At 48.8% G+C, this 13688-nt stretch carries 15 protein-coding genes and 3 pseudogenes; 14 read left to right on the top strand and 4 right to left on the bottom strand.

The genetic code is table 11. From position 1 onward, the window contains the following. The 8 genes and pseudogenes from OGW16_RS05735 to OGW16_RS05700 all read left to right on the top strand — a co-directional run. Positions 1-828 (top strand): alpha/beta hydrolase (locus OGW16_RS05735; protein ID WP_286518065.1); only part of this gene is annotated, 828 nt, incomplete at its 5' end. A gap of 75 nt (positions 829-903) precedes the next feature. Next, positions 904-1071, top strand: a pseudogene (locus tag OGW16_RS05730) (MFS transporter); the annotation flags it as partial. After that, positions 1063-1244, top strand: a pseudogene (locus OGW16_RS05725) (MFS transporter); the annotation flags it as partial. The pseudogenes OGW16_RS05730 and OGW16_RS05725, both read left to right, overlap by 9 nt. Before the next feature lie 391 nt (positions 1245-1635). After that, the gene (locus OGW16_RS05720) at positions 1636-2445 is read left to right on the top strand and encodes a CatB-related O-acetyltransferase (protein ID WP_181230563.1); all 810 of its coding nucleotides are present in this window, start codon (positions 1636-1638) and stop codon (positions 2443-2445) included. A gap of 36 nt (positions 2446-2481) precedes the next feature. Further along, entirely contained in the window at positions 2482-2796 is a 315-nt protein-coding gene (locus OGW16_RS05715; protein WP_227093100.1) for a YcgJ family protein, read from the top strand. A gap of 175 nt (positions 2797-2971) precedes the next feature. After that, on the top strand, positions 2972-3679 hold the full coding sequence (gene deoD, locus OGW16_RS05710) for a purine-nucleoside phosphorylase (RefSeq protein WP_043015835.1): 708 nt from the start codon (positions 2972-2974) through the stop codon (positions 3677-3679). A 38-nt stretch (positions 3680-3717) separates the two neighbouring features. After that, the gene (gene tsgA / locus OGW16_RS05705; protein WP_043015836.1) at positions 3718-4872 is read left to right on the top strand and encodes an MFS transporter TsgA; all 1155 of its coding nucleotides are present in this window, start codon (positions 3718-3720) and stop codon (positions 4870-4872) included. A 95-nt stretch (positions 4873-4967) separates the two neighbouring features. Next, positions 4968-5804, top strand: coding sequence for an outer membrane protein OmpK (locus OGW16_RS05700; RefSeq protein ID WP_047412218.1), 837 nt, complete (start codon positions 4968-4970; stop codon positions 5802-5804). Between the two features lie 47 nt (positions 5805-5851). Here the strand turns inward: OGW16_RS05700 and OGW16_RS05695 are convergent, their stop codons facing one another. The 4 genes from OGW16_RS05695 to dsbA form a co-directional block, all read right to left on the bottom strand. Next, a complete protein-coding gene (locus OGW16_RS05695) occupies positions 5852-6538 on the bottom strand; it encodes a Crp/Fnr family transcriptional regulator (protein ID WP_043015838.1) in 687 nt (228 codons plus the stop codon). A gap of 121 nt (positions 6539-6659) precedes the next feature. Further along, the gene (gene cbpM / locus OGW16_RS05690) at positions 6660-6953 is read right to left on the bottom strand and encodes a chaperone modulator CbpM (protein ID WP_043015839.1); all 294 of its coding nucleotides are present in this window, start codon (positions 6951-6953) and stop codon (positions 6660-6662) included. After that, the gene (gene cbpA, locus OGW16_RS05685; RefSeq protein ID WP_043015840.1) at positions 6953-7873 is read right to left on the bottom strand and encodes a curved DNA-binding protein; all 921 of its coding nucleotides are present in this window, start codon (positions 7871-7873) and stop codon (positions 6953-6955) included. The genes cbpM and cbpA overlap by 1 nt, the downstream gene beginning before the upstream one ends. A gap of 204 nt (positions 7874-8077) precedes the next feature. After that, positions 8078-8701, bottom strand: coding sequence for a thiol:disulfide interchange protein DsbA (gene dsbA, locus OGW16_RS05680; RefSeq protein WP_043017878.1), 624 nt, complete (start codon positions 8699-8701; stop codon positions 8078-8080). A gap of 375 nt (positions 8702-9076) precedes the next feature. On the opposite strand from dsbA, the pseudogene OGW16_RS26345 reads away from it, so the two are divergent. From OGW16_RS26345 to nqrC, 6 genes and pseudogenes are all read left to right on the top strand, one after another. Then, a pseudogene (locus tag OGW16_RS26345) lies at positions 9077-9181 on the top strand (VOC family protein); the annotation flags it as partial. Between the two features lie 70 nt (positions 9182-9251). Continuing rightward, entirely contained in the window at positions 9252-9614 is a 363-nt protein-coding gene (locus OGW16_RS05675; protein ID WP_043015841.1) for a hypothetical protein, read from the top strand. A 48-nt stretch (positions 9615-9662) separates the two neighbouring features. After that, on the top strand, positions 9663-11543 hold the full coding sequence (locus OGW16_RS05670; RefSeq protein WP_286518064.1) for a protein-disulfide reductase DsbD family protein: 1881 nt from the start codon (positions 9663-9665) through the stop codon (positions 11541-11543). Beyond that, positions 11540-12163 (top strand): DsbA family protein, encoded by a 624-nt coding sequence (locus tag OGW16_RS05665; protein WP_043015843.1) that lies wholly within the window; start codon positions 11540-11542, stop codon positions 12161-12163. Before OGW16_RS05670 ends, OGW16_RS05665 begins: the two co-directional genes overlap by 4 nt. Next, the gene (locus OGW16_RS05660; protein ID WP_043015844.1) at positions 12153-12659 is read left to right on the top strand and encodes a protein disulfide oxidoreductase; all 507 of its coding nucleotides are present in this window, start codon (positions 12153-12155) and stop codon (positions 12657-12659) included. Before OGW16_RS05665 ends, OGW16_RS05660 begins: the two co-directional genes overlap by 11 nt. A 194-nt stretch (positions 12660-12853) precedes the next feature. After that, positions 12854-13606 (top strand): NADH:ubiquinone reductase (Na(+)-transporting) subunit C, encoded by a 753-nt coding sequence (nqrC, locus tag OGW16_RS05655; RefSeq protein WP_286518062.1) that lies wholly within the window; start codon positions 12854-12856, stop codon positions 13604-13606. Positions 13607-13688: the final 82 nt, after the last annotated feature.

Genomic DNA, 13688 nt, shown 5'->3' with positions numbered 1-13688 from the left:
CTGTATGCGCAGACGCTGGCGGAACAAGGATTTGTTACCCTGGCATTCGATCCCTCTTACACGGGGGAAAGCGGCGGCTATCCGCGAAACGTCGCCTCACCGGATATCAACACTGAAGATTTCAGCGCGGCGGTGGATTTCTTAGGGCTGCAAAAAGAGGTGGATCGCAACCGTATCGGGCTGCTCGGTATTTGTGGCTGGGGCGGCATGGCGCTGAACGATGCCGCGATGGATACCCGCGTTAAAGCGGTGGCTACCAGCGTGATGTACGACATGAGCCGGGCGATGGGCCATGGTGTGGGGGATGGCAAAGACCGTTATTCCACCGCCGACCGTCGTGCTGTTCTGCAATATCTGAATGAACAGCGCTGGAAGGATGCGCAGAGCGGCACGTTCGCACACGGTGCTCATGATATTAACGTCGACAGCAACGGCAAGGCCAGCGCGGGCGAGCGCGTTCTGCCAGAAACGCTGCCGGCAAATCCGCATCCGATACTGAAAGAGTTCTTCGATTACTATCGCATGCCGCGCGGCTTCCACGAGCGTTCCGTTAACTCGACCGGGGCGTGGACGGCAACGATGCCACTGTCGTTTATGAATATGCCGCTGCTGAGCTACGCCAGTGAAATCACCATCCCAACGCTTATTGTGACCGGTGAGAAAGCGCATTCACGCTATTTTGCTGAAGATGCTTTCAAGGCGATTGGCAGTAAAGACAAAGAACTGGTAGTGGTGCCAGGGGCAAATCATGTGGACCTCTACGATAACGTGGCCGGAAAAATACCTTTCGCGAAGTTCGAACAATTTTTCCAGACCAAACTGAAATAAACCCTCTCCTGAATTGATGCAAAGCCACCGGCCTCTGGCGGGTGGCTTTTATCCTGATCTTCGTGAAATTTCACTATGTCGACGCTAAACCAAACACCATCACATCCTCATCAGCGCGCATACTGGGGCGGTATTTTTGCCATGACCCTGTGCGTGTTTGTGCTGATTGCTTCTGAATTTATGCCCGTCAGCCTGCTCACGCCGATTGCCCGCGATTTAGGCGTGACGGAGGGGCTGGCAGGCCTCTGGGGCATGCTTGCAACCGCCGCGCCAACCAGGTGGTGGACATGGATTGCGCGTACGCTGCCCGACAACGCCGAAGCCGAGACGGGCTAATGGTCGCGGTGATTCTGCTCTCAATCGCCCTTGGGTCAACGGCAGGAGGCATCGTGTTTGACCACCTCGGCTGGCAAAGCGTGCGTAAAGGTTACATTCTGGCGGCTCATCAGTAACGGACTTGATACGATAAGCGCCACATTTCATTATGGGCGCTTTTTTTGCGGCATAACGCTTTCCCTGCGCTATTTAAAAATATAACTCGCAGAATTCTCATATATCATACATCTGGCTCTTATTGGAAACCTCTTACATTTTCTTCTGAAAGCGACTTTTCAGTGCATGTCTATATTAAAATTCTAAATAAAATACTACAGAACATATATTAACAACTATGTGCTAACAATAAAATATCCTTGCAAGCGAATTTATAATGTTAACTATTTCATGTTGTTATAGTTGATTAAGGTTAGGGTTTAGAGTATCTTTAATCTAATCTTACATTCTTAAGTAAAAGCAGATAATGACAATATGAAAGCCAGACTCTATAATTTTTCAGAAGATGCAAGTGATACTTTTGTTTTTAGATGGACCAGAAAACATTATGAGTTTTGCATGGATAACAATATCTTTTTAAATCACAGGGGGAAGAAAGTTTATAAAGAAAGGAATTTGCTACTATTATCTAAAGGTGACAAAATTAGAATTGAAGCTGATGTTATTGCTGAGCAATATTCAACAATGCCAGTAAAAAGTTTTTCCAGCGTAGGCGCATTCTCATTTCCAACCTGTCAATTGCCGGGTAATGTACGAATCGGCAGATTTTGTAGCATTGCATCAAATGTAAAAATCATGGGTGGGAACCATCCAATGAATCGTTTTACTACTCATATGCTTACTTATAATGGCGAGTTTGATAAATATGCTGCCAGCGAGTTTGGACAAAACTGGACGTTGAAACCATTTATCACTAAACCTAAGGATTTAACGATTGGCAATGATGTCTGGATTGGTAATGATGTTGTTTTAAAGGGGGGGATTTCAATTGGCGATGGCGCTGTTGTTGCTGCAAATTCTGTGGTTACTAAAGATGTGCCTCCATATGCTATTGTCGCAGGGGTTCCAGCAAAAATTATCAAATACAGATTTGAGTCAGGTATTATCGAAGAGTTGTTAAAAATAAAATGGTGGAACTATAATTACACCGATTTGCCTGATAACAGCAAGTGCGACGATATCATAAATTTCGTCACTGAAATGAATAAGTTGATATCAAATGGTAGTATTCAACAAAAGATATATAAAAAATTCAATCTTACCGAAATATTCACAACTCTTTAGTTTACTATGCGATTGTTGGCGTTGAGCGTCTTACCATTGACAGCATACGCAGCAACGATCGGACCAGGCAGCCCGGCACCGGGTGTGCTATGCGACAAAACTCTCTGTGCCGACGAGCACGGGCTGTCGCTGGCGTTAACCACAAAGTATCCTGGGAAGAGGCAAGGGGGCAGGCAGGCTGCTGCCGGAGAGTTTGACTCCACTGCCTTTACCTTTCGTGGCGACTCGTTTGGCGACACCACCGAGCGCCAGTATCGGAACGATCGCTATTTCGCACCAGATGGTAAGCGTAGCGGCAAAGTGAATACGCGTTACACCGTACTGTTGTTCGGGCAGAAGGATAACTTCTGACAGCCCCGGCGTTTTCCCTGTCTGCGCGGCGGGGATGCCGTTTTCCTCTTACCTGCACCACTAACTCTCAAAATTGAGAGGCCGATCCTCTGAGCAGGACTTTTGTCCTCAATCCTCTGCAAACGTCTGGTTACAATCCCTGCATATCTTCAATACCCATAATTCAGGAATTGTTATGACTGCACATATTAATGCCAAAGCGGGTGATTTTGCGCCAACCGTAATTATGCCGGGCGATCCGCTCCGCGCTAAGTTTATTGCCGAAAATTATCTTATTGATTACCGCGAAGTCACCAATGTACGCAATATGTTAGGCTATACCGGTTTATATTTTGGGCAACCTGTTTCGGTGATGGGGCATGGAATGGGCATTCCTTCAATGACGCTTTATGCCCATGAGCTGGTACATGATTTTGGTGTGCAGAGAATTATTCGTGTTGGTAGCCTGGGGGCAACACAACATCATGTCAAAATGCGAGATATTATTCTTGCCGTCGCCGCTGGAACCGATTCTGTCACGAATTTAAAACGTAGCGCGGGCTACGCAATGGCGGCATCTGCTCATTTTCCATTATTGCAGCAGGCGTGGACATTGGCACAGAAGTCTGGCATCGATATTAAAGTCGGCAATGTCTTCAGTGGTGATCTTTATTACGATCCTGACGAAAATTTAATACCGGCACTGGAAAAGTTTGGTGTGCTGGGTGTGGATATGGAAGTGGCAGGGTTATACGCTTTAGCGCATCAGTTTAATATTGAAGCGTTGGCTATATTAACCGTATCCGATCATTGCCTGACAGGAGAAGAAACGACGGCAGAAGAACGGCAGTTAACGTTTAAAAATATGATAGAGCTGGCGCTGAATACAGCTATTACGGCTTAGCATCAGCATTTAGATGAACCAATCAGAGATGGCATTATATGAAGAATAAAATAGCACTTACGCTGATTAGTTTTCTGGCAAATTTTATTATGGCGGGGTTTGCCAGTCAGTTTGGCATGCTGATTGAACCGATTGCACTACGCTACAGTGCCGATGTGAATACCGTTGCTTCGATATTTTCGTTGCTTAACGGTGGAGCATTAGCCGGAACCGTCGCCGCCTTTTTCTTGATTGAGAAAATCGGTGTTAAGCGTATGACGTTCATTATCTATTCGATAGTGTTCCTCTGCGCTCTGGCAATGCACTTAAGCCCAGGATTATGGCCGGTGATGGTCGCCATGACCCTGGTGGGTTTCTGCGGCGGGATTGGTCTGTGCGTAGCGGGAACGATCGTGGTATCAGTTTGGCAGGATCGCATTCAAAGTACGATGCTGGTGGTGCAGGATGCCACCTTTAACGTTGCGGGCGTAGTTTTTCCGCTGATCACTACCTTCGCCCTGACGCACAATATGTCGTGGAGTTATAGCTATCTGAGCGTAGGTATGGTGGCTCTACTCACGCTGGGCGTTGTGGCTCTCACCCGTTTTTCCGCCTGTGAAACGGCTCCTGCAGCGGATAGCGCGGACGTGGCGAAATCGGAGTGGAACCCAGGGATTATCAGCGGCGGTATAGGTCTGTTTTTAGGCATGCTGGCGCTGTATACCTTCCTGACCTGGGCACCATTGTTTGTGAAGAACAAATTTGGTATTCCCTTTGAAGAAGCAGGAAATATTATTACGCAATATTGGGGGGCTGCGCTGGTCGGCGCGTTAGTCTCAACCGTTATTGTTTCCCGAGTGAAAATACATTATTTCCTGCTAAGTATTATTCTGCTGGCTTGCGTAATTACAACCATTATTGTCACGAAGGAAAAAATCTCCGGGCTTGATTATCTGGCTTACAGTTACGGATTTGTCTGCGCAGCATTGTATAACTCCTTTATTGCCTACGGTGTTTCTTTCGTGAAGCGCGCGAGTAGCCAGAACGTATCTTATATTTTAATTAGCGGCAGTGCCGGGGCGATGTTTAGTCCGGCGATCAGTGCGCTAATGGAAAAAACTATGGGATTACAGAAAATTATGTACGCAATACCGGTGTTGTATTTAATCATCTTTATCATGTTGATGGGTACATTGAAACTTAAACGTAATTAAACACAGTAATAACGCTTACCTTTTTAATTAGATAGCCAGTCGTCACGCCATTTATTTGGTGGGGCGACACTCAACCTTGCTCAAAGGAATTGAAAATGCTGAAGAAAAATAAATCAATGATGAAAAAAACAGTTCTGGGTGCGGTAATTGCGATGTGCTGTACGCAAGCGCTTGCGGCTGATTATACCGATGGCAACATCCGCAAAAATGATTTTAACTGGATGCAGATGAACTTAATGCAAAGTGTGGATGCGAAAGTGCCTTATGGCATTCGTAATGACACCTATCTGGAACTGGAGTTTGGCGCGCGTTCCGGAATTATCGATCTGTACGGTTATGTGGATTTCTTTGATATTTTGGATCGCGAGCAGGACGATCGTCATGGTGGTGATAACTTTTTTGCCAAGATATCTCCGCGTTTTTCCCTGGACGCCATTTTTAATAAAGATTTATCCGTTGGTCCGTTTAATGAATTCTATATCGCAACGGTAAATAACATTGGTGACCGGGAATTATTTGAGCATTACGTCGGTCTGGGCACGGATGTTAAGGTGCCGTGGTTTGGTCTGGTGGGAATGAACATCTATGCGCACTATGTTCGTGAAAACTACGGTGCGGATAACGAAGGCAAGTGGGATGGCTACATGTTCTCGACCAACTGGTCGACGCCGTTCTATACCTTTTCCAACGGCAGTTACTTGAACTATCAGGGTTACTTTGACTACCAGTTCGCCGCTAATAAGATTGCTAATCAACCGTTATACAGCAATAACGCGATTGAATGGTATAACGGCATCTACTGGCATTCAGAGCATTATGCGGTAGGTTATGGCTTGAAGTACTTCCGCAACATGGCACTGATGGAAAACCACGGAGGAGCAGGGCGTACCACCGGGCTAGGCCACTATTTCAACCTCACCTACAAGTTCTGATTGCACCGAAATGACACACCAATGCTCTGTTTGCGAGAGTTGGTGTGTCAGTCAATGATGTCGTTGCCGAGAAATTTACGCAGCCCATCCAGATCCTTAATTTCCAGTCCTTGCTTCGTACGCGTTACCAGCCCGGCATCCGTCAGCGCTTTAACTGCCCGCCGATAAACCCGGTCAGTGGTGCCGAATCGCTCAGCTTCCTGGTATTTTTTATCAAAACCATCCATTGGCTGCTTGTTCTGATGCTGGCGATACAGGTCATACGCCACGTTATGAACGATAGGGTAGAGCATCCGATGCAGGAAGATTTCTAGCATATCCTGATAATCAACGGCCATTGCGCTGGCGAAAAATATCGCCAGCCTGGGATGCTGGTTCAGCGCTTCTTCCAGACGATCACAGGTGCACACCGCCACGGTAAGCGGTTCTTCAGCTACGATGTCAAGCTGGCAGCGATACCCGGTAAAAAACTCCATTTCACCAAACAATTGCTCATCACATTCCATTGCGCCCAACTGAAAACGGCGACCATTCTCCGCGCTATACCGTAGAGAAATTCGCCCTGATTGCACCATAATCAGTCGATCGACTACCTGTCCCTGACGGTATAGATACTCATCTTCCTGGATAATCTGCGTTTCAGAGAGTAGCTCCTGAAATATCTTCTCAATTAAGGCATCATCCTGTTGCCAGATATTGTGAAAACGACCTTTAGTGAGGGGCTTAAGCTGCATGGCTCAACGTCTTATTGTTTGAGAAAATTCCTATCGCTGACTGTATGCCATCTGCTGAGCAATGTCATTAAGAGCGGGTTGGAGATAATAAAAGGACCAGCACGCTGCTGGCCCTGACACACTAAGGATGGCTGATAAAGCGAGACAGCCGCTGGCGCAGCAGGCGGTTTTCCTGTCGTAACTGTGCATTCTCTTCCAGCAACGTTAGCGCAACGGCAATTCCCGGCCAGTCAAGTTCCAGCTCCTGACGCAGGCGCACCGCGCGACGCATTACGGTCAGCGCATGGTCGTCAAACGTCTTGTCTTCATGAGGCTCAATTACCCCTAAGCCGACAATCTCATGGAGCTCCTCTTCTGATACACCGGTGTACAGACAAAATTCGGTAATGGTAAAGGTGACGGTGACGTTAGCCATTATGCTTTCCCCCACTCTTTGCGCGGATCAAAGGTCTTATGTGCATCCGCCAGCTGTTGCCACAGGGCGGCGCTGGCATCGTCAGGTTTCGGCGGCATGACTATTTTGATCACCGCATACAAATCGCCGGTATGTTTTTTACTTACCAGACCCTTGCCCTTAATGCGTAGTCGCTGTCCGGCCTGGCTTCCCGCGGGAATGGTCAGCAGGATGCTCTCTTTTAGCGTCGGAACGGTGACTTTCGCCCCTAACGCGGCTTCCCATGGTGCCAGGGGAACGACCACTTCCAGATCCTGATTAACGATATCGAACAGTGGATGCGGCGCAATATGAATCACCAGCCACAAATCACCGTTCGGCCCACCGTTTTCGCCGGGGGTGCCCTGGCCTTTCAGACGGATACGCTGACCGTTACCGACGCCAGCCGGAATTTTCACATTCAGTGTTTTGGGAATTTCACGTTCAACCATGCCGAATGCATTGTAGACCGGCAGGTTGTAACTGATCGTGCGGCTATGCTCAGTAAGCGTTTCTTCGAGGAATACGGCAACTTCAATTTCGATGTCGTGCCCGCGGCTGGCAGGGCGCTGGCGCGACTGGTGCGCACGCTGACCAAAAATGGAAGAGAAGATATCGTCGAAATCTTCGGCGCTGTAGCTTTGATTCTCTCCTTGCTGGAATTGACGGCTGAACTGTGGATCGTTGCGGTGCTGCCACAACTGGTCGTACTCGGCGCGTCGCTGCTCATCACTCAGTACCTCCCAGGCTTCAGCAACCTCTTTAAACCGGGCCTCCGCGTCAGTCTCTTTACTGACATCAGGATGGTATTTACGGGCGAGTCGACGATAGGCGGTCTTGATTGTCTTGAGATCGTCTGTCGGTTTCACGCCCATAATGGCGTAATAATCCTTTAATTCCATAGCGTTCTCTCGTGTAAATCAACACTTGCAGAAGGTGAACCGTGACAACTGGTATCACCGCTTAGTTTAGGGTAATCCTGATAACGGCGAATGCCAACCGTGAAGGAGGGATATTGCTATAAACGATGCGGATGCGCACCACCAACAGCGCTTTTGACGTTATGGCGTCTGTTGTGTGGTGCGAATAGTGAGATTAGCTGAACATCAGGATTTGGTTATCAGGAAGCGGACCGTATCAGCATAGTTTTGTACGAACGCGTTAAGATCATCAGATTTCAGTCCTTTCGGATTGATCATATATTTACCGTTGATAAAAATGGCGGGTACGCCGGTTAAATCTACCGCTTTAGCCATTTCTTGCTGTTTGGCAGTCAATGATTTCACGGCAAAACTATTCCATGCGGCATCATAATCACTGGCGCTGACGCCTGCGCTGATAAATACATTACGAATATCGTCCGCTGTTTTAATGGTTTGTTTTTTCTGAACAGCATCAAAAAGCATCGGTTTAACTTTATCTTGTACGTTCAACAGCATGGCGACGGACCAGGCGTGCGTCATGTCCTGCCCCAGAGGGCCTAAAAAGTCGACGTGGTATTCCGTGAGTTTGACATCAGCAGGCAAGACTTTTTTTACGTTATCAGTGATTTCAAAAACTTCATCGTACTGATAACAGGAAGGGCAATAGAATGAGAAAAACTTCAGCGCCGCCGGGGCTGAAACGACGGGTTTTTCCAGCGAGATATACTCTTTGCCGTCGGTAAATGATGCTGCCTGAGCGCTAACTGTAAAAAGTAACCCAATCAGGGGTAATAAATATTTTTTCATTTCCATATACTCTAAATAACATTTAATAAACAAATTAACTGCTAATGAATACGCCATGCACTGCGTCAGTCTATAATACGATAATCCCATTAAAATGCGCTGACACTTACTTTCATTTACGCAGTAATACGTGTTGGGACGTTATTTATGTAGTGTCACGGAAATATCTTTTGGCACTCTTCGTAAATAGTGAATGATAACTTCCGTGATATTTTCTCGTTTATTTCGGCAATGTTATATTGTAATAACCAAACATAAAAATATGATTAATTCTCATTTCTTTTATAAAGGTGAGCTGCAAGACGATGCGCTATGTTCTGCCAACGTCCTCTAAAAGTTTCTTTCTCTTGTCGCGCGTGAACGAATAGGGCAAGTGTCAGACAAAACGGTGCGACGGGACCCATTCGCTCGGTTTATGTCAGGGAGCCCGACCTCAATCTGATTAAAATCGCGGTATATCCAGCAGATAGCAGGACATAACTTTACAGCGGAAAGGTTGCCAAAACCTGGCGAGTGGTTAAGATAACTCGCATCAATTAGCGAGGGTGTAATGGCGAAACGTCAACGGATGGGATGGTGGTTCCTCTGTCTGGCATGTGTTGTGGTGATGGTTTGTACCGCACAACGCATGGCGGGCCTGCACGCGTTGCAAATGGACACCGTTGCCACAAGCGTTGTTGTCAGCGCACAAGCGCAGACCGACGAGACTTCACCCGTTACCCCTTGTGAACTGAGCGCAAAGTCATTACTGGCCGCGCCTCCTGTACTGTTTGAAGGCGCTATTCTGGTTCTGTGTCTGCTGCTGTCGCTGTTGGCGCCAGTGCGGGCGTTTCGTTTGCCTTTTTTCCCTCCGCGAGCCATCTCGCCGCCCACTCTCAGGGTACATCTGCGATTTTGCGTCTTCCGTGAATGACAGAACAGCCGTTGCTGACTGTTAAATAATTATTCACGGAGAAAAACTATGATGACTGTTTTCAGACAGGCGCTGCTCTGTCTGTTATTGCTATGGCTGCCCGTATCCTGGGCGGTTCAACCCGGCTGGCTACGTTCACCCGATAACGATCACGCCAGCGTGCGGCTACGCGCAGATACGTCCACAGGCGGTGAAACGCGTCTGTTACTGGATGTCAAACTGGAGGACGGCTGGAAAACCTACTGGCGTTCGCCGGGCGAGGGCGGCGTCGCGCCTGCTATCGCCTGGAAAGACGAAATGCCAACGGTCGACTGGTTTTGGCCAACCCCTGCGCGCTTTCAGGTCGCCAATATCACTACCCAGGGTTATCACGATAAGGTGACGTTCCCGATGGTTGTGCGCGGTAGATCGCCGGCCACGCTTAGTGGCGTTTTGACGCTATCCACCTGTAGCAACGTTTGCCTGTTGACGGATTTTCCTTTTTCCGTGACGCCCACAGCTCAGGATCCGACTTTTGCGCATGACTATGCTCAGGCGATGGGGCAGATCCCGCTTGCCAGCGGTCTGACCGATACTCTGCACGCCGGAGCAAGGGCCGGAGAATTGGTCGTCGAGGCTCATCGCGCGGGAGGCTGGAATGCACCAGGGCTATATCTGGACGCCGTTGATGATGCGGATTTTGGCATGCCGCAAATTCACGTTGCAGGAGAGACGTTACGCGCCACGGTACCTGTTCATGATGGTTGGGGGGAAGGCGCGCCGGATTTACGCGGGAAGTCGGTCACGCTGGTGCTGGCAGATAACGGCGTTGCCCAGGAAAGTCGTCTTGTGATTGGCGAAGCCCCAGTTATTGAAAACGCCTCGCTCCCGTTGTGGCAGGTGGTGCTAATGGCGCTGTTGGGCGGCTTAATCCTCAATCTGATGCCCTGTGTGTTACCGGTTCTGGGTATGAAGCTGGGCTCTATTTTGCTGGTCGAGGAAAAAAAACGTCACCAGATCCGCCGTCAGTTCCTCGCATCGGTAGCCGGAATTCTGGTCTCGTTTATGGCCCTGGCGCTATTGATGACGGTGCTGCGTTTAACTAATCAGGCACTTGGCTGGGGGATTCAGTTTCAGAATCCGTGGTTTATTGGCGTCATGGTGTTGGTGATGCTGACGTTCAGCGCCAGCTTGTTCGGGTGGTTCGAATTCCGTCTGCCGTCGGCGATGACCACCACGCTGGCGACTCACGGCTGCAATGGTTTGTCGGGACATTTCTGGCAAGGCGCATTTGCGACTTTGCTTGCTACGCCGTGCAGCGCCCCGTTTCTGGGCACGGCGGTGGCGGTGGCATTGACCGCTTCGCTGCCGACATTGTGGGGGCTGTTTTTCGCCCTTGGGCTGGGGATGAGCTTGCCGTGGCTGCTGGTGGCTCTGCGTCCCGGTCTGGCGCTGCGTTTGCCGCGTCCAGGACGCTGGATGAATATTTTGCGGCGTCTTCTCGGCATGATGATGCTGGGGTCGGCTATCTGGCTTGCGACGTTGCTGCTCCCACATATAGGGCTTGGTGGACAAGGTAGCGCGAAAGAAAGCGTGAACTGGCAACCGCTCAGCGAGCAGGCGATTGAGAATGCGCTGGCGCAACATAAGCGTGTATTCATTGACGTCACTGCTGACTGGTGCATCACCTGTAAAGTAAATAAATACAACGTATTGCATAAAGATGACGTCCAGGCCGCTTTGCAACAGCCGGACGTGGTGGCGTTACGCGGCGACTGGACGCTGCCATCTGAAGCTATCACCGAATTTCTGAAAAAACGCGGCCAGGTTGCTGTGCCGTATAACCAAATTTATGGCCCCGGTCTGCCGGAAGGTCAGGCGTTGCCCACGTTGTTAACCCGCGATGCGGTACTGCAAATGTTGAACGATGCCAAAGGAGTCACCCCATGAAGATGATGATTGTTCTGCTGTTAACCCTGTTTTCAGCCGTCAGCGTAGCGAAAGAGCCTGCACCGTTTACCCCGGAACAGGAAAAGCAAATTGAAGCATTAATTCAGGAAGCCCTGTTTAACGATCCCAATAGCCCGCGGATTGGCGCCAGGCAGGCGAAACTGACCCTGATAAACTTCACTGATTACAACTGTCCATACTGTAAACAGTTAGATCCCATGCTGGAAAAAATAGTGCAGAAATATCCTGATGTGGCGGTGGTGATTAAACCGCTGCCGTTTAAAGGGGAAAGTTCGGAACTGGCGGCGCGGACCGTGCTGACCACCTGGCATCAGCATCCGCAGCAGTTTCTGGCGCTACATGAAAAACTGATGCAGAAGAAGGGGTATCATACCGACGTCAGTATTAAACAGGCGCAGGAAAAATCGGGGGCCAGTCCGGTTACGCTGGACGCCCAAAGTGCTGAAACGCTGAGCACTAACCTGCAACTGGCGCGACTGGTGGGAGTGCAGGGAACCCCCGCAACGATTATTGGTGATGAACTTATTCCTGGTGCGGTGCCGTGGGAAACCCTTGAGGAAGTGGTAAAAGAAAAACTGGCGGCGGCCAATGCTCAGTAAATTGCGCCGCTGGCTGCGCGAAGGACTGATCTTACTGGCGCTGTTAGCGGGGGTGATGCTGCTGATGGATGCCTGGCGCGCGCCGCAGCTACCTGCCTCTTTTGACAGCACGCCTTTACAAACGCTGGATGGTGAAACCGTCACGCTGGCGGCACTCAGCAAAGACGAGCCGGTGCTGCTTTATTTCTGGGCGAGCTGGTGCGGCGTATGCCGCTTCACGACGCCGGAAGTCGCCAGGCTGCGCTCGGAAGGGAAAAACGTGATGACCATTGCGCTACGCTCCGGGAGTGAAGCGGAAGTCTCGCACTGGCTGTCGCGTAAAGGCGTGGACTTTCCGGTCATCAATGATGCTAACGGGGCAATCTCCCGTAGTTGGGCGATCAGCGTTACGCCCACGTTGGTGGTGATGTCCCAGGGCCGGGTGGTATCAACAACCAGCGGCTGGACCAGCTACTGGGGCATGAAACTTCGGCTGTGGTGGGCAACAACGTTCTGATATTTATGCCGGGGGAACCCGGCATTTTCTTACGATAAAAAGGTAATAAAAACAGGTTGTTCTGATATTAAATCCCTAAGCCATATACTAATGGCTATATATTTTTGATTTTTTCTGTAGTTGCAAATCTACAAAGGTAATGGCATATCTGATGGTGTTTTAAATATCTTATTTCTTACAGGGATTATAGAATAATGGGCAAGGGTAAAATTATTGTTGCATCAATGATGGTGTTTTGTGTCCTTATTTTTATTGCTGCTATTGCCTTTTTTATGATGTATCAGGGGGAACTAACTGAACCAACCAGTGAAGAGAAACATGCTGCTATTCTGCATGCCGCGGGTCTGCTGAAATCAGACGTGCAGGATGAAAAAACAATAAAAAATTTATTTCAACGTTATATTTTGTCGCGTAAGGTAAATCTGGATTCTGGTGAATGGGTGGCAGACGATGCCGTGACGCAGGAATGTAAAAAGCTCGCTCCGGAACATGATCCCGCGAAGATTTATCAGCGCTGTGCAATTGCAGATGTTTATCTGGTCAAGAATAAAAACAATAAAATTCAACAAATTATACTACCCATTTTCGGTAAGGGCGCGAAGTCGATGATGCATGCCTTTCTGGCCCTTGACCCAGACGGACGTACGGTTAAAAACCTGTATTACTACCAACAGCGGGAAACTCCATTTTTGGGTGCCAGAGTGGAAGATGAGAGCTGGCGTAAGCAGTGGCCGGGTAAAAAAGTGGTTGATAATAACGGGAAGCCAGTGCTGAGAATAACTCAGGAAAAACCGGGAAATATCGATGAATATACGGTAGATGGTATTTCTGGTGCAACTCTGACATCGATGGGGGTAGAGAACAGTATCAACTACTGGACAGGCGAGCAGGGCTATGGCCGTTTTCTGCAACGGATTACTCGTGATCCTGATATAATAGCGCCCTAATTATTTTTTGTATTAAATAATATTTGTCCTCATGCTCGCTGTCGACTTGATTTGCGTCAGCGAGTATTGGGCGAGTTCTATT

The organism is Citrobacter sp. Ce104, assembly GCF_030334595.1.
GTDB lineage: Bacteria > Pseudomonadota > Gammaproteobacteria > Enterobacterales > Enterobacteriaceae > Citrobacter > Citrobacter europaeus.
The sequence above is the reverse complement of the archived record's forward strand: the minus strand, read 5'-3'. Positions and strand labels throughout refer to the sequence as shown.